We start from the raw sequence: 21,137 nt of genomic DNA, 5'->3' as shown, positions 1-21,137 counted from the left end.
GCCGCATTCTCAGCGTACAGAATTTTAATGTACTTCTGATTTCAGATAATCAATAATAATAGATCACGGTATTTATAATATCATGATAAATAAGCTTAATTTAATACGGGTATCCCTCTGTGTATAAAGAAAACGATACAGACAGCAAAGCGGGCTATATCCCGACATTTCACCGCCATTACCTGCACCCGAAATACTGGGGCATGTGGGTTGCGGCAGGCGCACTGGCCGGTCTGAGCTACCTGCCGGTTAAATTACGTGACCCGATGCTGGCCGGTGTGGGCCGGATTGCCGGGCGTTTTGCCAAAGGCGGACGCCGCCGGGCACTGATCAATCTGTATTATTGTTTCCCGGACATGCCGAAAGCGGAGCGGGAAAGGATCACAGATGAGATGTTTGCCAGTGCACCACACGCCTTTGTGATGCTGGCGGAGTTGTGTCTGCGCAATCCGCAGCGGGTGATTTCCCGCACGCAGGTTCACGGGCAGGACATTATTGACGCGTTACAGGCAGAAGGGCGCAATATCATCTTTATGGTGCCGCACGGCTGGGCGATCGATTTACCGGCTATGTTGTTTGCCGCGCAGGGAAATAAAGTGGCGGGTATGTTCCATCACCAGAAAAACCCGGTGGCGGATTACCTGTGGAATAAAGCCCGGGTTCACTTCGGTGGCCGCCTGCATTCCCGCGAGGCCGGTATCAAACCGTTTATCGCCAGTGTGCGTAATGGCTTCAGCGGTTATTATCTGCCGGACCAGGATCACGGCGAAGAGCACAGTGAGTTTGTTCCGTTTTTCAGCACCTATAAAGCCACACTGCCTGCTATCGGGCGGCTGATGAAAGTGTGCAAAGCGGCGATTGTCCCGCTGTTTCCGGTGTACGATCATAAAAATCACCAGTTCCATATCCACGTCCGCCCGCCGATGGATGATATTGACGGTCAGGACGACCTGTATATCGCCCGTCGCATGAACGAAGAAGTGGAAGCCCTGGTGCGCCCGAATATCGAACAATACACCTGGATCCTGAAACTGCTGAAAACCCGCAAAGACGGTGAAGAAGAGCCGTATAAAATCTATAAACACAAAGAATTGCCCTGAGACGGGACATAAAAAAAACCGCCCGTCATCCGACAGGCGGTTTCATTTTTATCTGAAGAAAATCACTTCACTTCAAGAATACGGCTGGTATTGGTGCTGCCGACCAGGCCCATCTGGTCGCCCTGGGTGACCATGACCAGGTCGCCGGTGCACAGATAGCCTTTTTCTTTCAGGCGGCTGATAGCTTCGGTGACTGCTGCCAGGCCATCGGTGTGGGTGCTGCAGAATACCGGGGTGACACCACGGTACAGTGAGCACTGATTCAGAGTTTTTTCATGGCGGGACATGGCGAAAATCGGCAGGCCGGAGCTGATGCGGGACATCATACGCGCGGTACGGCCGGATTCGGTCATGGCAATAATCGCTTTCACGCCGTTGAGGTGGTTGGCCGCGTACATGGTGGACATCGCAATTGCTTCTTCCGGATTGTCGAAGGTCATATCCAGGCGGTGTTTGGAGATATTCACATTCGGCATTTTCTCTGCGCCCAGGCAAACCCGCGCCATTGCTTCCACGGTTTCCGCCGGATACTGGCCAGCAGCGGTTTCTGCAGAGAGCATTACTGCATCGGTACCATCAAGTACGGCGTTTGCCACGTCCATCACTTCCGCACGGGTCGGCATCGGGTTAGTGATCATGGATTCCATCATCTGGGTTGCTGTGATCACGACACGATTCAGTTGACGGCTGCGACGAATCAATTTTTTCTGGACGCCGACCAGCTCCGGATCGCCGATTTCCACACCGAGGTCACCACGGGCGACCATCACCACATCGGATGCGAGAATGATTTCATCCATCACCTGATCGGTGGCGACCGCTTCGGCGCGTTCGACTTTGGAGACAATCATTGCCTCACAACCGGCATCACGGGCGAGACGGCGGGCGTAGTGCAGATCTTCCGCACTGCGCGGGAAGGAGACAGCAAGGTAATCAACATTAATACGGGCTGCGGTTTTGATATCTTCTTTATCTTTTTCTGTCAGCGCATCGGCAGATAACCCGCCGCCGAGTTTGTTGATACCTTTATTATTGGAAAGCAAACCACCGACGGTCACTTCGGTCATGATTTTAGTGCCTTTGACATCCAGCACTTTCAGCTGCACACGGCCATCGTCGAGTAACAGAATGTCATCTGTCACCACATCTTCCGGCAGCTTTTTATAGTCGATCCCGACGTGCTCACTGGTACCTTCGCCTTTGCCCAGCTCTGCATCCAGAATAAATTTATCGCCGACATTCAGCAGAACTTTATTGTCTTTAAAGGTGGACACCCGGATTTTCGGCCCCTGGAGATCACCCAGGATAGCCACCTGTACGCCGAGGCGGGCAGCGATTTCACGGACTTTATTCGCACGTTCAACGTGATCGTCCGGGCTGCCGTGAGAAAAGTTCATACGAACCACATTGGCACCGGCACGGATGATTTTTTCAAGATTGTTATCGCGATCGGTGGCGGGGCCCAGGGTCGTTACGATTTTCGTTCTTCTGAGGCGTATTGACATAAATTACTCCGTTGACCTGAATAAGGTGAAATGGTGTTGATAAAAACTCCCCGCCGGGAAAATCGCTCCCGGCAGGAAAGTGTAAAATCGATTCACTCCTGTCTGATTATCGCGTATTTAAAATAAAAATCGAGTCAGCAAACGCAAAACAGTGAGTCAGACGTTATCCTACCATCCGTTATATTACTAATTCGTGATGGTCATTACACCCGGCAGCAGGAAATGTGTCAAATTGACACAAATGGTTAAAAATCAACGGAGTTTATCTATTCGGGAGTCTTTCAGGGCTTCTTTGACCCGGCGCAGGTTATCGCGGAATTTGGGGCCGCGGCGCAGGGTAAAACCGGTGGCGAGGACATCAATAATCGTCAGCTGTGCCAGACGGGAGATCATCGGCATATAAATATCAGTGTCTTCCGGTACATTAAGAATGATGGTGAGAGAGGCTTCCGCCGCGAGCGGCGAGTTCTCGGAGGTGATGGCGAGCACGGTAGCGTCATTTTCACGGGCGATACGGGCGATTTCAACCAGGTTTTTTGTCCGGCCGGTGTGGGAAATTAAAACCACCACATCACCTTCGGTGCTGTTGATACAACTCATGCGCTGCATCACCACATCGTCGGAATAAATCACCGGGATATTGAAACGGAAGAATTTATTCATCGCGTCATGGGCGACCGCCGCAGATGCACCCAGGCCGAAAAAGGCGATTTTCCGGGCTTGTGTCAGGCAATCCACGGCGCGGTTGATGGTCAGCATATCGAGGGTGCTTCTGACTGCATCCAGACCAGCCATGGCGGACTCAAAGATTTTGCCGGTGTATGCCTCAACGGAATCATTTTCATCCACATTGCGGCTGACATACGGAGTGCCGTTTGCCAGGCTTTGCGCCAGCAGCAGTTTGAAATCCGGAAAACCTTTGGTGTCCAGACGGCGGCAGAACCGGTTAACGGTTGGTTCGCTGACATCCGCCATTTTGGCGAGTGTGGCGATACTGGAATGAATAGCTATTTGTGGTGCACCGAGGATCGTCTCTGCAACTTTTTTTTTCCGATTTACTCAGGTAATCCAGACTGTTACGGAGACGGTCTAAAATATTCATGCCACTGTGCCTTTTATATTGATCTGTGTGACACACCGGCCACCCTCATTTTTTGAAAATATACTACGTAAGCCCGGGCAAAGGAGAGGGGAAACTCCCCCGGATCCGGCTTTTTTTTGAAAGTTTGAGCTGTGTCTGATTTTCATTTTAGTAAGTTTGCATCAAAAAAGTAATTAAATTACAAAACTGCACACAGAAAGACCGGCGACAGAGACCTGTCAGAATGTGCGGTAACCCGCATTTATGTTTACTGGCCAGGCGCAAACGAGTACATTATTCGTTATCTCTGTAACAAAATTACAATTCCACAGCCACGAGGAGAGGTTTTCTATGGCGCTGACAGCAACGGTTCCCGCCTGTGATTTAGTCATTTTCGGTACCAAAGGCGACCTCGCACGCCGCAAGTTACTCCCGTCTTTATATCAGCTGGAAAAAGCCGGTAATATTCATCCGGAAACGCGGATTATCGGGGCAGGCCGTGCGGACTGGTCCCGTGAGGAGTATCAGAAATTTGTTGAGGATGCGTTCAATACCTTCCTCAACGAGCAACTGGATCCGGTGCTCTGGGAACGATTCAGTGCCCGTCTGCTGTTTTGTAATCTCGATGTGAATGAGACCTCTCATTTCAAAAGCCTCGCCAATATTATTGCGGAAAACAAAAATACTGCTGTTTACTATTTCGCGATGCCGCCGGGCACGTTCAGCGCCATGTGCAAAGGGCTGGGTGAAGCGCATCTGAATAAAGAACCGAGCCGTGTGGTGATGGAAAAACCACTGGGTAATGATCTGGCCTCATCACAGGCGATCAATACCGAAGTAGCGAAATATTTTAAAGAGAGCCAGATTTACCGCATCGACCATTATCTCGGCAAAGAAACGGTACTGAACCTGCTGGCGCTGCGTTTTGCCAATTCCCTGTTTGTGAATAACTGGGATAACCGTACCATCGACCACGTCCAGATCACGGTGGCGGAAGAAGTGGGGATTGAAGGGCGCTGGGGTTACTTTGATAAAGCCGGGCAGATGCGTGACATGGTGCAGAGCCATCTGCTGCAAATTCTGACTATGATTGCCATGTCACCGCCGGATGACCTGACCAGTGACCGTATCCGTGATGAGAAAGTGAAGGTGCTGCGCTCACTGCGGACCATTGATATCACGAATGTCCGTGAAAAAACCGTACGCGGGCAATATACCGCCGGGTTTGTTCACGGCGAAAAAGTACCGGGTTATCTGGATGAAGAGGGCGCGAATACCGTCAGCCAGACCGAAACCTTTGTCGCTATCCGCGCGGATATCGACGACTGGCGCTGGTCCGGTGTGCCGTTCTATCTGCGTACCGGAAAACGGATGCCGTCAAAATGTTCGGAAGTGGTGGTCTATTTCAAACAGCCGTCCCTGAATATTTTCAATGAAACCTATCAGCATCTGCCGCCGAATAAACTGACTATCCGTCTGCAGCCGGACGAAGGTATTGATATTGAAGTGCTGAACAAAGCACCGGGGCTGGATCATAAACACCGTCTGCAAACCACCAAGCTGGATCTGAGTTTCTCGGAAACGTTCAACCAGACACATATTGCGGATGCGTATGAACGCCTGCTGCTGGAAGCTATGCGCGGTATTCAGGCACTGTTTGTCCGCCGTGATGAAGTGGAGGAAGCCTGGAAGTGGGTGGATTCTATTATGCACGCCTGGGCAATGGATAATGAACCGCCAAAACCGTATCAGGCAGGCAGTTGGGGGCCGATAGCCTCTATCGCCATGATGGCCCGTGACGGTCATGCCTGGAACGAAGTGGAATAATTATCCATCTGCGGTATCAGTAAAGGTAGTTAACCGGTTCAATATTTGCGTAATTATGACCATCTTCTGAATAAGAAGGTGGTCATTTTTTATAACTGTCTAAAAAATAAAATTATTTACTGAAAAATAATTCACCGCAGCATTGCTGAACTGTGTTACTTGTGCTAAAAATAATATGAATATTAATAACCGGAGGATTCTTTCATTGTTGTCACCCTGTCCGGGGACAGACAAAAGAATAAGACATCATGCAAAGCGACAGTAGTAGCAGGATTAAAATCCGACGTTCTACCCATGTACTTTTCCTTTCCGCTATCGTATCAAGCGAACACTACTGGTACGGCGAGTTATAGCTATTTCTCTTTTCGTCTGACGAACCAAACGCGCCTGCGTTTTTGGTCACATCGTTACATTTAACGTTTTCGTTTCGCGATAAACGCACCCGTTCACGCAAACAGTCTGTTTTGCGCCGTGAACCTGTATGCGTTGTCCATCAGGAGAAATAACTATGATTTACTGGATGTTTTTAGGCTTAGCCATTATTACCGAGGTGATCGGTACATTGTCGATGAAATACGCGAGTGTCTCCGGCGGCAGTGCGGGGATGATTGTGATGTATATCATGATTGCCTCTTCTTATATTTTATTATCCATGGCAGTGAAAAAAGTGGCCCTCGGGGTGGCTTATGCGCTGTGGGAAGGGATCGGGATCCTGATCATCACCACGTTTAGTGTGATGTGGTTCCATGAATCGCTGTCACCGCTGAAACTGGGCGGTCTGGCACTGTTAATCGCGGGTATCACCCTGATTAAATACGGCACCAAAAAAGTGCAGAAAAAGCAGCCTGCTGCCAAACCGGTTCGTGCGCCACTGAATGAGATGCTGAAAGGGGCGTAATATGTTATCGACATTTGAATGGTGGCACGGTGCATTTTTACTGCTGGCCGTGGTACTGGAGATTCTGGCGAATATCCTGCTGAAAATGTCAAACGGCTTTAAACGTCTGTGGCTGGGTATTTTATCGCTGCTGGCGGTATTGGGGGCATTCAGTTGTCTGGCACTGGCAGTCCGCGGTATCGAGCTTTCCGTTGCGTATGCATTGTGGGGAGCATTCGGTATTGTGGCAACAGTGGCTGCAGGCTGGATCCTGTTTAACCAGCGCCTCAATTACAAAGGCTGGAGCGGGATTATTCTGCTTCTGCTGGGTATGGTGATGATTAAGTTTGCCTGATCATTGCGTCACAGAAAAACAGCAGACAACCCGGAGTTGTCTGCTGTTTTTTTATGTCCGGAATTAAAATACACTGATGCAGGATGTACAGGTAAAATTCCGGATTATAAAAATGAAAATATTACTGATTGAAGATCATGAAAAGACCGGCAGCTGGGTTAAAAAGGGATTAGAGGAAGCCGGATTTATTGTTGATATCACGGCAGATGGCAGAGACGGGTTGTATCTTGCTCTGGAGAACAATTACCGGCTGGTTATTCTCGATATTATGTTGCCCGGTATGGATGGCTGGGAAGTGCTGAGAATATTGAGAACCGCCAAAATGGTACCGGTTATTTGTCTGACAGCCAGGGATGCAGTTGCTGACCGGGTAAAAGGACTGGAACTGGGCGCGAATGATTATCTGGTTAAACCGTTTTCATTTTCCGAATTACTGGCGAGAGTCCGGAATCAGCTGCGTACTTCTCAACCAGCTTCCAAAGTGATTGAGATCGCCGATCTCAGCATTGATCTGACCCGTCATGATGTACAGCGGGGAGGCGTGAAAATATCGCTGACACGTCAGGAATATTCACTGTTGCTTTTTTTTGCGCTGCATTCAGGGGAGATCCTGCCCAGAACACTGATTGCCTGTGAGGTGTGGGGAATGGATTTTGAGAGTGATACCAATATTGTCGATGTGGCTGTCCGGCGGCTCAGAAAAAAAATAGATGACGATCATGATCGTAAATTAATTGAAACTGTCCGTGGTATGGGATACCGCCTGAACGGATCGGAATGATGAAAATACGTTCACTGAGATTTAAAATTGTATCATTATTTATGTTGCTGATGGTGGCAAACGCAGGTTTTGTCACACTGATCCTTTATCACTCTCTGAAAAATGAACTTGCCTCAAAAGATGATGACATCCTGATTAACCGTGCCGACCAACTGGCTAAACTGATAGTCAGTGGTATTGATATTAAATCGTTACCTGTTTATTTCCGGCGGATGATGGATATGCGGCAGGATGTTATTAAGATAGCAGATGCTGATAATCACGTTATTGTGGATACCAACCCGGAGATAACCCTGAATACCCGGGACAAACTTAATTATCCGGATAATCAGGAAACGCCTTTAATCTCATACCAGAATACGGATGATAACATGCCGGTTTCCGTGGTTAATTTTGAGATTCAGGCTCCTGAAGGTAAATTATATGTCACTCTGGCAAAGCGTTCGGTTGATCGCAGCAGTGTTTTACGCGGATATTTACAGCAAAGTCTGATTGTTTCCGTTATTGCTATTCTTCTGATGGTCGTCTTCAGTATATGGCTTATCCGCCGGGGATTGCAGGATATTACGCATCTCAGCCGGATCACCGCGAAAACAGATCTGCACTCTCTGGGACAGACGGTGGATATCAGCCGCTTACCGGATGAACTGAAAAGTTTGGGTGATTCATTGAATATCATGCGCTCACGGCTGAAAAATGATTTTGTCCGGCTGACACAACTTGCGGATGATTTAGCGCATGAATTAAGAACACCCATTAATGCCATTAAAATTCAGAATGAAATCACATTACAAAAAACGCGCACTGCGGATGAGTATGAAGCGATTATCGCCAGCAATACAGAAGAGCTGGATAAATTGGCAAAAATAATACAAAATATTCTGTTTATCGCCAGAGCAGAGAATAAAAATATTAATCTGAAGCGGGAAACCATCGTTGTTTCTGAGCTGGTTGAGGATATTTATGAGTTACTGGCATTTTATGCCGATGAGAAAAATATCCGGCTGGTTAATAAAATATCGGATGTGACGGTATCAGCAGACAAAGTATTGCTGATGCAGATTATGGTTAATGTTGTGTCAAATGCGGTTAAATATTCATATGAAAATACGGAGGTTATTGCCGGTGCAGAAAATAATCATGGCAGCACCGTCATTTCAGTGATGAACAAAGGTGATGTTGTTGCAAACAGTGAACAGGTCTTTACCCGCTTTTGGCGCGGAGATAATGCGAGAACGTCAGAAGGAAGCGGGCTGGGCTTATCGATTGTTCAGGCAATAACAGAATTGCATTCAGGTGAGGTCAGATTTGAACGTACCGGGTCATATAACACGGTAACCTTAATTTTTCCGGATACTCATCCCCTTTCATGACAAATTTGTCATCGTCCTGTCAGCTTTAAATTCAGATTATGCGGTATAACAGTTCCGGAATGTTATCACCGTGATTGCTGAATACAGGGACTCATCATGAAAAAAATAATACGATCGTCTGAGATTACGCCGGAATCCGTTTTTATGATGAAACGCAGGAATCTGCTTAAGTTATTAGGTGCCGGTACGGCCGGATTAATGGTCAGCCCGTCAGTCAGCGCCGGTCTGTTTTCGTGGTTTTCCGGCGATGATAAGCCCGGCGTTCCGGAGACAATCTTAAAAGACCTCAGTTATACAAAACCTGAAAAGTATCAGTCCGGCCTGGCATTAACGCCGGAGGATAAGGTGACTGGTTACAATAATTTCTATGAATTCGGCCTGAATAAATCGGACCCGGCTGAAAACGCACATACCCTGAAAACGGATGAATGGACACTGACAGTTGAGGGGGAAGTTAACCGGCCTCTGGTATTAAATGCCGATGAGATCCGTCATAAATTTCAGGCTGAAGAGCGTATTTACCGAATGCGCTGTGTGGAAGCATGGTCAATGGTTATTCCGTGGGTCGGTTTTCCTCTGAGAGATTTATTATTATCAGCGGAACCGAACAGCAAAGCGAAATATGTTGCTTTTGAAACGGTGTACGCCCCGGAACAAATGCCCGGTCAAAAGAGCCGTTTTACCGGAGGCGGGCTTCAGTATCCGTATATTGAGGGGTTGCGCCTGGATGAAGCACTTCACCCTCTGACACTGATGGCAACCGGTGTTTACGGAAAAGAACTGCCGAAACAAAATGGAGCACCTGTCCGGCTGGTGGTACCGTGGAAATATGGTTTTAAAGGCATAAAATCCATTGTTAAAATTCGCCTGACAGAATCTGAGCCGCCGACCACATGGAATCTTTCAGCACCCCGTGAATATGGGTTTTATGCCAATGTAAACCCGCAGGTTGATCATCCGCGCTGGTCACAGGCTACAGAACGTTTTATCGGCTCCGGAGGGTTAGGCCGGACAACACGGCAGCCGACATTACTGTTTAACGGGTATGCAGAAGACGTGGCAGAATTATATAAAGGAATGGATTTGCGGAGATATTTCTGATGATGAAATTATTCCGTTACCCGGTGGTTAAACTTTTTTTTCATCTGACGGCAGTATTGCCACTGGTATGGCTTATTTATGCTGTTAGTTACGGGGTACTGGGGGCAGATCCCGCAAAAGACATTCAGCATTTCACCGGTATTACGGCACTTCGTTTAGTTATTATTATCACAGTGATACCGGTGATTGCTTTTTATTTTAAGCTGAACAGTTTATATCAGGTGAGAAAATTACTCGGATTATGGTGTTTTTTCTGGGCAACGCTGCATCTGGCCAGCTATTTTTTTCTTGAAATAGGTGCAGAAAATACGGCACTCTTTTTCAGTGAGATACTTTCCCGTTTTTATCTTAATCTCGGTGTGGCTGGCTGGTTAATTTTGTGCCTGATGGCAGTGACGTCGTCTGACCGGATACGCAACTTATCAGGCCGGTGGTGGAAACGAATTCATAATTTGCTGTATCCGTTGTTGTTTATTGTTATTACGCACTATATTTTAGCAGCGAAGACAGATACACCGGAACCGGCCATTTATCTGGTACTGGTTATTCTGGCGTACTGTCATCGCCGGCAGCAGCGAAGTAAAGAACAAGTATTACCCGATAAAATCGGGTAATACGATTATGCTGATTGTCTTCTGCTGTTATTTATCACTGTAATACTCATAAGTGGTACGGAAAGGTACTTCACCGGCCGGTTCACCGTTAATATGTCGGAGCCAGAGCCCTGCGGTACAGTTTTGATAGGTATCCCATTCTGTACACTGAATATCATTACCGGTGACGATCCCGATCGACTCCGTTCTTTCTGTTCCTTTATCCAGGCCGCCTTTCTCATTGTAGGTAAAATGGTAATTACTGAGAAGGGTCGGCGTGGTGTAAATACGGGTTACCCGGCCGGCACTGTCATATTCAAAGTTCATACTGTAGGGTTTGGCGAGAACTTCGCCGTCTATCACTACAGAATGTATATTGCCATCGCGGTATTCTACAGCGCCGTTTTCGGTCAGGATAGTGCTGTTGCCCTCAATAAAATTTTCTGTCCGGTAGCCGGTAATCACCTGTTGTGCATCTTTGAGCAGGATAATCCGGCTGATGGTCGGGCGCTCTTTTTTCCGGCCGACTTCGTCTGAGGAAAAACGGTATTCCATACTGATGGCATCAGCGGTTTCCGCTCCGGCTACCTGTATATCAAAGGTCATGCCGTATTGCATACTTCTGCGGATGAAATCATAGTGAGTGATCTGTCCGCAGGGTGACAGTGTCACATTACTGGCAGAAAATATCCTGACATCGCTGTCCTGCTGATCGCTGTCGGTGACCATGGAGGATGATTTTACCGGTCCGTTCAGGTAAGAAAGCCCCATCATCCTCATATGATTGAGCCGGGTTTGTTCAGACATCGGCTGGCAGTCAGTTTCTGCGGCATAGGATGGCAGGGCGAAAACAGCGGAAAACAGCGCCAAAGGCAGAACTGAGCAGGTTACTGTGAGTTTTTTCACGATTTCTCCGGAAAGCTATAAATTCAGATTCATTTATTTCGATGGTAAGGGAGTTATTCCGTTCAGGCAACCAGACAAACAGACAATCTGCATTATTTATTCTGAAATTCTCTTAATGATATTCGCCGAAACAACAGTTTTAGAAAGTCAGAGTAACGCATTTCAGTATTGTCCGGAAAAGAATCACCAGATAAAATCACCTGCAGGCAGATTTTAAAGTAATGCTGCTGATAATATGTATGATATAGCTGATACAGCATATTCATTGTGAATGGCGTTCAGAAGAGGAGATGAATGGATTGAGTCAGATTTTATTATGAGAGAAAAATATGTAAAATGATTGATTACAATGAAATGGTAAAAAATGAATCGATGGAAGATGTTATCCTGTTTCTGGTTGCCAGGCGTGAAAGTGGTCTTATTTACCCGGCAATAGATCGTTTTTTTTTATCGTCATAATGGCCCGGATAAATATGAGTCGTGTAATATTATGATTCTCCGCGAAACGCACCGGCTTCTGAATGAAGAAAAAATAATGTGCGGAGGAGAGAAAGGCGGCCTTTATATGAAAGGACCAAAATGGATTGAGCCCGATTTTATGTCAGAAGGAAAATATGAGATAGATTAAAAAATACATGCTTGTTATTTTTGAGTGCAATTATGAACATGCGTATTATATTTTATTAATCCGATTTTTCGGGAAAAATAAAAAAATAAGATAAATAATCATCCATAAAAATGAAACAATGAATAATCAATACAAAAAAGTGACCGCCATTGTGCGGTCACTTAACAGATCAAACAGGATATGCTTATTTCACTTCCGGCATCAGCCCGATAAAGACAGTTTTCTTACGCGGGCCGGTCATCAGGTCTTCCAGCTTTTCCACGCACTGTAAATAGTGCGGGGTTTTCTTATGTGCCGCCACGGCTGCATCATCGGCATAGGCTTCATAGATATAAAAGCGGGTTTCCACTTCCGGGTCCTGTAACACATCAAAACGCAGGTTACCGGGCTCTTTTATCGATCCCAGATGGTTTTCACGAAAAACGGCAATAAATTCATCCACTTTGCCGGGTTTCACATTAATTTCCACTAATGTTACGTTCAAAATTTACCCCTTGTTCTTTTCGCTCAGGAACAGCTGATAAGCCTGTGCTGCACTCTCACCGCCATGCACAACGGCACGGATCGCTTTCATCATGGCAACCGGGTTTTCGGACTGGAAAATATTCCGGCCCATATCCACCCCGGATGCGCCCTGGTCAATGGCGCGGAAACACATGTCGAGAGCTTCGTTTTCCGGCAGTTTTTTACCGCCTGCAATGACAATCGGTACCGGACAACCGGCGGTGATGCGCTCAAAACCTTCCTCAACAAAGTAGGTTTTGATGATATTAGCGCCCATTTCTGCAGCAATACGGCTGGCGAGTGAGAAATAACGCTGATCACGCGCCATATCTTTACCCACCCCGGTCACTGCCATTACCGGCATACCGACACGCATCCCCGCATCCACCATTTTGATGATGTTTTTGATGGACTGGTGTTCATGCTCAGTACCGATATAGACCTGAGCCGCAACCGCCGCCACATTCAGGCGTACCGCATCATCCATTGCCACCGCAACCGCTTCGTTGGAGAGTTCGGTCAGGATGGAGTTAGCACCGGATGCCCGCAGCACCACCGGTTTGTTGGTCGTGACCGGCACCTGGGCACGCAGGATCCCGCGGGTACACATCAGGACATCGGTATGCTCAAAAAGCGGGGCGATATTAATATCAATCCGCTCAAGGCCGGTGGTCGGCCCCTGGAAATAGCCGTGGTCAAAGGCCAGCATGACCGTTTTATTATCCTGCGGATTAAAAATACGGGCCAGACGCGACTGCATACCCCAATCCAGCGAACCGCAGCCTTTGAGGGTATAAAGGGTGTTTTTTTGCGGCGTATTAAGCCCGAAGTCTTTGCCGTCACGGATATCATCTAAATCAGCCATGGAATTCTCCCCTGGTTAAACTGGCGCGGAGGGTGCCCGCGCCATTGGTTAAATCAGCAACTACATCAGAAATCATAGTTGTTAATGTTCTCTTTGGTGAAGATCACGCGCTCAGGCAGTACCACAATCCCGTTGCCTTTTGCTTCGTAGTCATAGCCCTGAACACTGTTCGGGGAGACTTCAACTTCACCGACACCGGCGACGGTAATCTTATCGCCGACATTCAGTTCGCCTTTTTTCATCAGTGCATCAGCCACGGCGACAGAAATTTCGCCCTGTTTGACAACATCCCATAACGCGAACTGATTAACTGTGCCGCGCTCCACATACGGACGCATCACGTTCGGGGTACTGAACCCGACAACCGCCACATCGTTACGTTTCAGGTTCTCTTTGGCCTGAGCCGCCGCCGGCAGGGCGTTGGCATCCGGCGCGATAATCACATCCAGGTCACTCCAGGCATTAAGAATACCTTCGGCAGTCTGTAAGGATTTGGTGGCATCGTTATAACCGTACTGGGTGGTGACGACTTCCCAGCCCGGATGCTCGGCTTCGATTTTCGCTTTCGCTTCTTTGACCCACTGGTTCTGGTCAGTTACGGTCGGGCTGGAATAGAAGAAGGCGACTTTGGCTTTCTCTTTCTTCACCTGATCCGCAGCCATATCCACCAGGATGCCGCCGAGCTGTTTCGGGGTGCCCTGGTCGATATAAATAGAGCGGCATTCCGGATTGGTATCGGAATCCCAGGTCAGGACTTTCACACCGCGCTGCATGGCGCGTTTCAGTGACGGACATAATCCGTCCGGCGAAACGGCAGAGACAATAATCGCGTCATAGCCCCGGTTAACGAAGTTGTTGATAAGCTGTACCTGACCGGACACACTCGGCTCGGTCGGGCCGTCGTAGGTGACATCGATACCGAGTTTTTTCCCGGCTTCCACAGCACCCTGGCCGCCGCTGGTAAAGAAGCCGACACCGACAAGTTTAGGAATAAAGGCGACTTTTTCTGCTGCATTCGCCCAGGAAACACATGCGAGACTTAATGCAGTGGCGAGCGCCAGTTTTTTCATGATGGGTTTCATGGTTTTCTCCATTTCGTCAAATCTGTGATAACAAACGTGTTTTACTCTGATACGAATTGCCTGTTGCGTTTACGCGCCCACCAGCCAAGGATGTGATGTCGGTGTAAAGAAACGGAACGACCAACAACGGCAACAATAAGCAGCGCACCCGAGAGTGCACTGGAGACCTGATTTGGTACGCCGATCATCTGCAATCCCTGCTGTAAAAAGCCGATCAGCAAAACAGCCAGCGCGGTGCCTAATACAGAGCCGGAACCGCCGTAAATATTAGCACCACCCAGTACAACAGCGGTGATAGCAGGCATCAGGAACGATGCCCCGAGATCCGCACGGGCAGAGCCGAAATAGGACACTAAAATGACAGAGGCGAGTGCGGCACTGACACCGACCATCGCATACAGCAGACAGATAGTGCGTGTCACCGGGAAAGCACTGTAGCGCGCGACACGGGCATTCTGCCCGATTAAAAAGACATTACGGCCCGGATGGGTACGGTGCAGATAAAACCAGAACACCAGTACACACAGGACAAAAATGATCAGCGGCAGCGGAATGCCGAGTAAATCAAGGTTAGCAAAATCAGTGAAGGCTGCCGGGAAGCCGCCGATCCCCTCAAAACCGGTCGCACCGGATAATCCGGAGAGCAGCAGGGCGCAGCCGCCGAACAGATACATGGTGCCGAGCGTAATCACCAGCGGGTTAACCCCGGTAAACAGGATCAGCAGGGCGTTAATCAGGCCGCACAGTGCGCCGGTCAGCAGAGTGAGCGGAATGGCGGCAATCATCGGTACACCGGCCTGATTGAGGATCCCGAGCACAATAGCGGTCAGCCCGATGGTGGAGCCGAAGGAGATATCCATCCCGCCGCTGACAATCACCAGCGTCAGCGGCAGCGCCACCAGACCGATACAGATAAAGTCACTGGTACTGAACAGCAGCACATTGACATCCAGCAGGCGCGGGTTACCCATACCGAATAACAGGATTTCGAGGACAATCAGCAGCGCCAGGGCAATTTCCCAGCCGTAACGTTTGGTGATGCTCATTTTTTCGCCTCCTGCGGTGCGGAAGGATTAAGGAACCGGGCATAGCGCTGGGCGCGGAGGTTTTTCTCCAGCGCCACACGCAGACGGCCGTCAAAGACCAGAACCGCGAGTAAAACAAAGCCGGCGATAAAGTCATTCCACCAGGCCGGCAATCTGAGCAGCACCAGCACACTGTCAATCTGAGTCATAAAATAGGCACCGAGGATAGCGCCGACGATGGTACCGGTGCCGCCGAGCAGGCTGATCCCGCCCAGCACACAGGCGGCGATGGCTTTCATTTCAAGGCCGTTACCGGTCTGATTCGGGATAAAACCGATTTGTGAGGCAAACACAATCCCGGCGAGTGCCGCCATCATGCCGTTTACAGAGAAGGCAATGATGCGGGTGCGATCAACCGGCACACCCAACTGGCGCGCGCCCTGTAAGTTATCGCCGGTGGCGTAGAAACCGCGTCCGGCGGTGGTGCGGGACAGGAACAGGGTCATCAGAATAATCAGCAGGATAATAAACCAGCCGATTGGCGACAGCCCGAGGAAGACCGGTTTTGACAGATCTTTCAGTTCCGCCGGTAAACCTTCAATCCATTTTCCGCCGGTGAGCAGCAGCATAATGCCGCGATATAGCCCGAGCGTACCGAGGGTGGCAACAATGGCGGGGATCCGCAGCCAGGTGACCAGGATGCCGTTGAAGAATCCGGCCAGCAGACCGGCAGCGACAGTCAGCAGGATCGCCACCGTCAGCGGCAGTCCCGCATTCAGCGCGATACCGACAATCACTGCACACAGCCCGGTGGTGGATCCGACAGACACATCAATATTACGGGTCAGCATCACCAGGGTGGCACCGATGGCCAGCAGCATCTGGATTTGCGCACTGCCGAAAATCATGGTGACGGTTTGCAGACTGAAATAACGGGTTTCCATGCCGCCGAGCAGGACAAACAGGCAGAGAATAGCAAGCAGTGCCGTTACTTCACGGTTATTCTGGATATATTTCAGCATGATGCGGCCTCCTGTAACGGGCTGCTTTCTGTTTCTGTCTGCGGGCGGTGTTCGCCGAACGCCATATGCATAATAGTGTCGGTGTTCAGCTCGTTGTGCTGCAATTCCCCGGAGAATTCCCCCTGATGCATCACCAGCACGCGGTCAGCCAGCGCCACCACTTCATCGAGGTCAGAGGAGATCAGTAAAATTGCCACATTCTGCTGTGCGATACTTTGTATCAGCTGATAAATGTCATTACGGGCGCCGACATCCACGCCGCGTGTCGGTTCATCAATAATCAGCAGTGACGGATTGGCTTCGAGGCATTTGGCGATCAGGATTTTTTGCTGATTACCGCCGGACAGCGTGCGTACCGTCTGTTGCCCGTCACTGAATTTAATATTGAGGGCACGGCGGTAACGCTCGAGCAAGGCATCATCCCGCGAGCGGTTGACCAGCAGCCCCTGGTGGTTATGCACCAGCGCACCGATATTCCAGGTGAGCGGGGCATCAAGGAAAAGTCCGGAGGCCTGACGGTCTTCAGGTAAACAGACCAGCCCCCGGATGAGGCGTTTTTCACTGCTGACACCGCGCAGATTGTCACCGTTGAGGAAAACCTCTCCGGCGATCAGCGGGCGCAGCCCGTATAATGTTTCTGCGAGTTCGGTCCGGCCGGCGCCGACGACACCGGCCAGCCCGACCACTTCCCCCGGGTTGACAACAAAACTGATGTTACGGAATCCTTCGCCGCACGCATTACGGACATCCAGCACCGGCGTATCATCCTGCGGACTGTTACGGGTGGCGGACAGATCCAGCCAGAGCTTCTGCGTCTCTGACAGCGGCTTTTTCTTCGCTTCAGGTGTGATGGCCTGAATGATTTCATCAGTGGAAAACTGTTTTGCCGGACCGGCCAGCGCAATATTGCCGTCACGCATCACGCTCAGATAATCGGCAATGGCATGTATTTCCGGTAGTTTATGAGAGATAAAGACAATCCCGACACCCTGCTGCTGTAATTCCCGCACCCGCCCAAACAGGCGTTCGGTTTCGGCGGGGGTCAGAGATGCTGTCGGTTCATCAAGAATAAGGATGCGGGAATCCCGCATCAGACCGCGCATGATCTCCACCAGCTGCTGATCCGCCACATTCAGGCTGCCCGCCCGCGCACTGAGATCAAAATTGCAGCGCAGTGATGTCAGCATTTGCTGTAATTTGGCTTTGCCCGCCTGATGTTTCGGCAGCCGGAACAGAATGTTTTCCTGCACAGACAGATTCGGGAACAGCAGCGGCTCCTGCGGAACCAGATACAGTCCCAGCTGATGGGCTTTCGCCGGAGTCAGGTGCGATATCTCCTGACCTTCCAGCGTCAGGGTGCCTGCATCCGGCTGTTCAATCCCTGCAATAATTTTCATCAGCGTGGATTTTCCCGCGCCGTTGCCGCCCAGCAGCGCATGAACCTGTCCCGGCAACAGTGTGAAATCGATGTGTTTGAGGACAACCACACCGGAGAACTGTTTGGCTATTCCGCGGGCGGTGAGCAGCGGCTGAATCGGGTGTTGCTTCTCTGACATAACGGCACCTCTGGTGTTATGGGTATTGCTGCCGGATGTTATGTGGTTAAGAAAACATCAATAAAATGAACATTTATAATTTATAAACACATTTGTTCATAAATGTAAGCCATAAAAATCAAATAAGACAATATTTCGGCCATATTTTGTGAAAAAATCAGATCTGCGTTAGAATTTGTTCAAAATTTTGGCCTGCACCTCTGGCAGATTTCTGTAAAAGGTGCTTATCTGTAAAAACGGAAAACAAAAGTTCACATGACAACAGTTTCAAAAAACACGAAAGCAGCCCCGGTAAGCTCCGTTTCTTCGATGGACTATGACGCCTCAGGACTTAGTATGAATGAAGAAGAGTTATTGGCCCGTATTGCCTGGTTTTATTACCACGATGGTCTCACGCAGGGAGATATCGGGGATCTGCTCGGTCTGACACGGCTGAAAGTTTCGCGTTTGCTCGAAAAAGGACGTCAGTCCGGCGTCATCCGGGTACAGATAAATTCTCGGTTTGAAGGCTGCCTTGAACTTGAAGATATTCTGAAAAAAAGATTTTCGTTAAAACAAATTCGCATACTCCCGGCGTTGAACGGCCCGGAGATCCATACCCGCCTCGGCGTGGCCGGTGCACATCTGCTGATGTCTCAGCTTTCGCCCGGCCAGTTGCTGGCAGTCGGGTTCGGGGAGGCGGCAATGGCGACATTGCAGCATCTGAGCGGGTTTGTCTCTTCGCAGCAGATCCGTCTGGTGACTCTCTCCGGCGGCGTCGGGCAGTACATGACCGGCATCGGCCAGCTTGATGCCAACTGCCCGGTCAGCATTATTCCGGCACCGCTGCGGGCATCAAGTGCCGCAGTGGCAGCGACATTCCGTCAGGAACGCAGCGTGCAGGATGTGCTGATGGCAGCCAGTGCAGCGGATATTGCCGTTGTCGGCCTGGGCGCTGTGAATCAGAAACAGGATGCGACCATTATGCGTTCCGGCTATATCAGCAGCGGCGAACAGCTGATGCTGGCACGGCGCGGGGCGGTCGGGGATATTCTTGGCTACTTTATCGGCCGCGAAGGGGAACTGACAGAAGAAGTGGAGATGCACCGCGAACTTATCGGCATCACCCCCGCAGAGCTGAAAAATATTCCGACGGTGGTCGGGGTGGCGGGCGGTGAGGAAAAAGCCGAGGTGATTGTGGCGGCACTGCTGGGGGGCTATATCAACTCTCTGGTGACAGACGAGCAGACGGCACGGGTGATGCTGACATTATTAACCTGATGCACTGACTGTCCCGCAGACGAAAATCACGCTGTATTTCATGGTGTAACGGTATCAGTCCAATTGAATTTGTGAGGATGGCGACATGAATCAGATTACGGGCAGCGGCTCATCAGAAAAATACCTGATGGCGCTGGATGCGGGAACAGGCAGTATCAGAGCCGTTATTTTTGATCTTCACGGCAATCAGGTGGCGGTCGGACAGGCGGAGTGGCGTCACAATGAGCTGCCGGATGTACCGGGCTCGATGGAATTTGATCTGCCGGTGAACTGGCAGCTGGCGTGTCACTGTATTGCGCTGGCGCTGAAAAATGCCGGTCTGCCTGCTTCGGCGATTGCCGGGGTGGCGGCCTGCTCAATGCGTGAAGGCATTGTACTGTATGACCGCAACGGCGAACCGATCTGGGCATGTGCCAACGTGGATGCGCGCTCAAGCCATGAAGTCAGTGAATTAAAAGAGCTGTACGATAACACTTTTGAATATGATGTTTATCAGTGCTCCGGCCAGACTTTAGCCCTCGGTGCTATGCCGCGTCTGCTGTGGCTGGCACATCACCGGCCTGATATCTACCGTCAGGCGGGCACACTCACTATGATCAGCGACTGGCTGGCCTGCAAACTGACCGGCGAGCTGGCAGTTGATCCTTCCAATGCCGGTACCACCGGGATGCTGGATCTGAAAACCCGTGACTGGCGGCCTGGCCTGCTGGAAATGGCCGGGCTGCGCGCGGATATTCTCTCTCCGGTTAAAGAAACCGGTACCGTGTTGGGCTATATCACAGCGAATGCCGCGAAAGAGTCCGGTCTGGCAGAAGGCACGCCGGTGGTGATGGGCGGCGGGGACGTTCAACTGGGCTGTCTCGGGCTGGGCGTGGTCAGAGCGGGACAAACTGCGGTGCTCGGCGGCACGTTCTGGCAGCAGGTGGTGAATTTACCGGCACCGGTCACCGATCCGGATATGAATACCCGCATCAACCCACATGTGATCCCGGGGATGGTACAGGCGGAATCCATCAGTTTTTTTACCGGCCTGACGATGCGCTGGTTCCGTGATGCGTTCTGCGCGGAAGAAAAAATTATCGCTGAACGTCTCGGCGTGGACACTTACTCATTACTGGAAGATATGGCGGCCCGTGTGCCTGCCGGCTCTCACGGTATTATGCCGATTTTCTCCGATGTGATGCGCTTTAAATCCTGGTATCACGCGGCGCCTTCCTTTATTAACCTCTCCATTGATGCGGAAAAGAGTAACAAAGCCTCGCTGTTCCGCGCACTGGAGGAGAACGCAGCGATTGTTTCATCCCTCAATCTTGATCTGATTGCAAAATTCAGTGGTGTGAAAGCGGATTCACTGGTGTTCGCCGGTGGTGGTTCGAAAGGCAAACTGTGGAGCCAGATCCTGGCGGATGTTACCGGTGTGCCGGTACGGGTACCGGTTGTCAAAGAAGCCACGGCGCTGGGGTGTGCGATCGCCGCCGGAGCGGGTGTCGGGTTATATGATGATATGGTGACGGCGGGTGAGCGTCTGGTGCAGTGGCAGCATGAGTATCAGCCAAATCCGGCACACCGCGAGGTTTATGACAAAGCCAAACAGAACTGGCAGAAGGTATATGCGGATCAGCTTTCGCTGGTGGATTCCGGCCTGACAACATCGATGTGGAAGGCGCCGGGGCTGAAATAACCGGGGGTATAATCC

General features: G+C 50.1%; 18 protein-coding genes and 1 pseudogene. 10 read left to right on the top strand and 9 right to left on the bottom strand.

Annotation, left to right across the window (positions count from 1 at the left end; translation table 11 throughout):
* Positions 1-119: 119 nt before the first annotated feature.
* A complete protein-coding gene (lpxM, locus tag JL661_RS09585; RefSeq protein ID WP_046024612.1) occupies positions 120-1,100 on the top strand; it encodes a lauroyl-Kdo(2)-lipid IV(A) myristoyltransferase in 981 nt (326 codons plus the stop codon).
* A gap of 62 nt (positions 1,101-1,162) precedes the next feature.
* On the opposite strand, the gene pyk is transcribed toward lpxM, so the two are convergent.
* Together pyk and JL661_RS09575 are read right to left on the bottom strand one after the other, a co-directional pair.
* The gene (gene pyk / locus JL661_RS09580) at positions 1,163-2,605 is read right to left on the bottom strand and encodes a pyruvate kinase (RefSeq protein ID WP_004239443.1); all 1,443 of its coding nucleotides are present in this window, start codon (positions 2,603-2,605) and stop codon (positions 1,163-1,165) included.
* Positions 2,606-2,857: 252 nt separating this feature from the next.
* Positions 2,858-3,707: pseudogene (locus tag JL661_RS09575) on the bottom strand (MurR/RpiR family transcriptional regulator).
* A 330-nt stretch (positions 3,708-4,037) separates the two neighbouring features.
* On the opposite strand from JL661_RS09575, the gene zwf reads away from it, so the two are divergent.
* The 7 genes from zwf to JL661_RS09540 all read left to right on the top strand — a co-directional run bounded on the left by zwf (position 4,038) and on the right by JL661_RS09540 (position 10,614).
* Positions 4,038-5,513: a glucose-6-phosphate dehydrogenase gene (zwf, locus tag JL661_RS09570; protein ID WP_004237480.1), complete on the top strand. Its 1,476-nt coding sequence runs from the start codon at positions 4,038-4,040 to the stop codon at positions 5,511-5,513.
* Positions 5,514-6,021: 508 nt separating this feature from the next.
* Positions 6,022-6,411: a multidrug/spermidine efflux SMR transporter subunit MdtJ gene (gene mdtJ / locus JL661_RS09565; RefSeq protein ID WP_004239441.1), complete on the top strand. Its 390-nt coding sequence runs from the start codon at positions 6,022-6,024 to the stop codon at positions 6,409-6,411.
* A gap of 1 nt (position 6,412) precedes the next feature.
* On the top strand, positions 6,413-6,745 hold the full coding sequence (gene mdtI / locus JL661_RS09560; RefSeq protein WP_004237484.1) for a multidrug/spermidine efflux SMR transporter subunit MdtI: 333 nt from the start codon (positions 6,413-6,415) through the stop codon (positions 6,743-6,745).
* Between the two features lie 112 nt (positions 6,746-6,857).
* Complete coding sequence (locus JL661_RS09555) at positions 6,858-7,526, top strand: heavy metal response regulator transcription factor (RefSeq protein ID WP_015422693.1); 669 nt, start codon at positions 6,858-6,860, stop codon at positions 7,524-7,526.
* The gene (locus JL661_RS09550; RefSeq protein ID WP_049246163.1) at positions 7,523-8,899 is read left to right on the top strand and encodes an ATP-binding protein; all 1,377 of its coding nucleotides are present in this window, start codon (positions 7,523-7,525) and stop codon (positions 8,897-8,899) included. The genes JL661_RS09555 and JL661_RS09550 overlap by 4 nt, the downstream gene beginning before the upstream one ends.
* A gap of 96 nt (positions 8,900-8,995) precedes the next feature.
* Positions 8,996-10,000 carry a protein-methionine-sulfoxide reductase catalytic subunit MsrP gene (msrP, locus tag JL661_RS09545; protein ID WP_004237488.1) on the top strand — a complete coding sequence of 335 codons (1,005 nt, stop codon included), beginning with the start codon at positions 8,996-8,998 and terminating at the stop codon, positions 9,998-10,000.
* Positions 10,000-10,614, top strand: a complete 615-nt coding sequence (locus JL661_RS09540) for a protein-methionine-sulfoxide reductase heme-binding subunit MsrQ (protein WP_046024610.1) — start codon at positions 10,000-10,002, stop codon at positions 10,612-10,614. Before msrP ends, JL661_RS09540 begins: the two co-directional genes overlap by 1 nt.
* 27 nt (positions 10,615-10,641) lie before the next feature.
* Here JL661_RS09540 and JL661_RS09535 read toward each other — a convergent pair whose 3' ends face one another.
* From JL661_RS09535 to lsrA, 7 genes are all read right to left on the bottom strand, one after another.
* Entirely contained in the window at positions 10,642-11,499 is an 858-nt protein-coding gene (locus JL661_RS09535) for a hypothetical protein (RefSeq protein ID WP_046024609.1), read from the bottom strand.
* An 812-nt stretch (positions 11,500-12,311) separates the two neighbouring features.
* On the bottom strand, positions 12,312-12,611 hold the full coding sequence (lsrG, locus tag JL661_RS09530; RefSeq protein ID WP_015422695.1) for a (4S)-4-hydroxy-5-phosphonooxypentane-2,3-dione isomerase: 300 nt from the start codon (positions 12,609-12,611) through the stop codon (positions 12,312-12,314).
* Positions 12,612-12,614: 3 nt separating this feature from the next.
* Complete coding sequence (lsrF, locus tag JL661_RS09525; protein WP_004237494.1) at positions 12,615-13,496, bottom strand: 3-hydroxy-5-phosphonooxypentane-2,4-dione thiolase; 882 nt, start codon at positions 13,494-13,496, stop codon at positions 12,615-12,617.
* 65 nt (positions 13,497-13,561) lie between these two features.
* Entirely contained in the window at positions 13,562-14,578 is a 1,017-nt protein-coding gene (gene lsrB, locus JL661_RS09520) for an autoinducer 2 ABC transporter substrate-binding protein LsrB (RefSeq protein WP_015422696.1), read from the bottom strand.
* A 41-nt stretch (positions 14,579-14,619) separates the two neighbouring features.
* Complete coding sequence (gene lsrD, locus JL661_RS09515) at positions 14,620-15,624, bottom strand: autoinducer 2 ABC transporter permease LsrD (protein ID WP_004237496.1); 1,005 nt, start codon at positions 15,622-15,624, stop codon at positions 14,620-14,622.
* Positions 15,621-16,625, bottom strand: a complete 1,005-nt coding sequence (gene lsrC, locus JL661_RS09510; RefSeq protein WP_004237497.1) for an autoinducer 2 ABC transporter permease LsrC — start codon at positions 16,623-16,625, stop codon at positions 15,621-15,623. The genes lsrD and lsrC overlap by 4 nt, the downstream gene beginning before the upstream one ends.
* The gene (gene lsrA / locus JL661_RS09505) at positions 16,619-18,181 is read right to left on the bottom strand and encodes an autoinducer 2 ABC transporter ATP-binding protein LsrA (protein WP_062771691.1); all 1,563 of its coding nucleotides are present in this window, start codon (positions 18,179-18,181) and stop codon (positions 16,619-16,621) included. The genes lsrC and lsrA overlap by 7 nt, the downstream gene beginning before the upstream one ends.
* Positions 18,182-18,517: 336 nt before the next feature.
* Here lsrA and lsrR point away from each other — a divergent pair, with 336 nt between their 5' ends.
* Positions 18,518-19,441 carry a transcriptional regulator LsrR gene (gene lsrR / locus JL661_RS09500; RefSeq protein WP_004237499.1) on the top strand — a complete coding sequence of 308 codons (924 nt, stop codon included), beginning with the start codon at positions 18,518-18,520 and terminating at the stop codon, positions 19,439-19,441.
* Positions 19,442-19,526: 85 nt separating this feature from the next.
* The gene (gene lsrK, locus JL661_RS09495) at positions 19,527-21,122 is read left to right on the top strand and encodes an autoinducer-2 kinase (RefSeq protein ID WP_004237500.1); all 1,596 of its coding nucleotides are present in this window, start codon (positions 19,527-19,529) and stop codon (positions 21,120-21,122) included.
* Positions 21,123-21,137: the final 15 nt, after the last annotated feature.

The organism is Morganella morganii (genome assembly GCF_019243775.1).
Lineage (GTDB): Bacteria > Pseudomonadota > Gammaproteobacteria > Enterobacterales > Enterobacteriaceae > Morganella > Morganella morganii.
The sequence above is the reverse complement of the archived record's forward strand: the minus strand, read 5'-3'. Positions and strand labels throughout refer to the sequence as shown.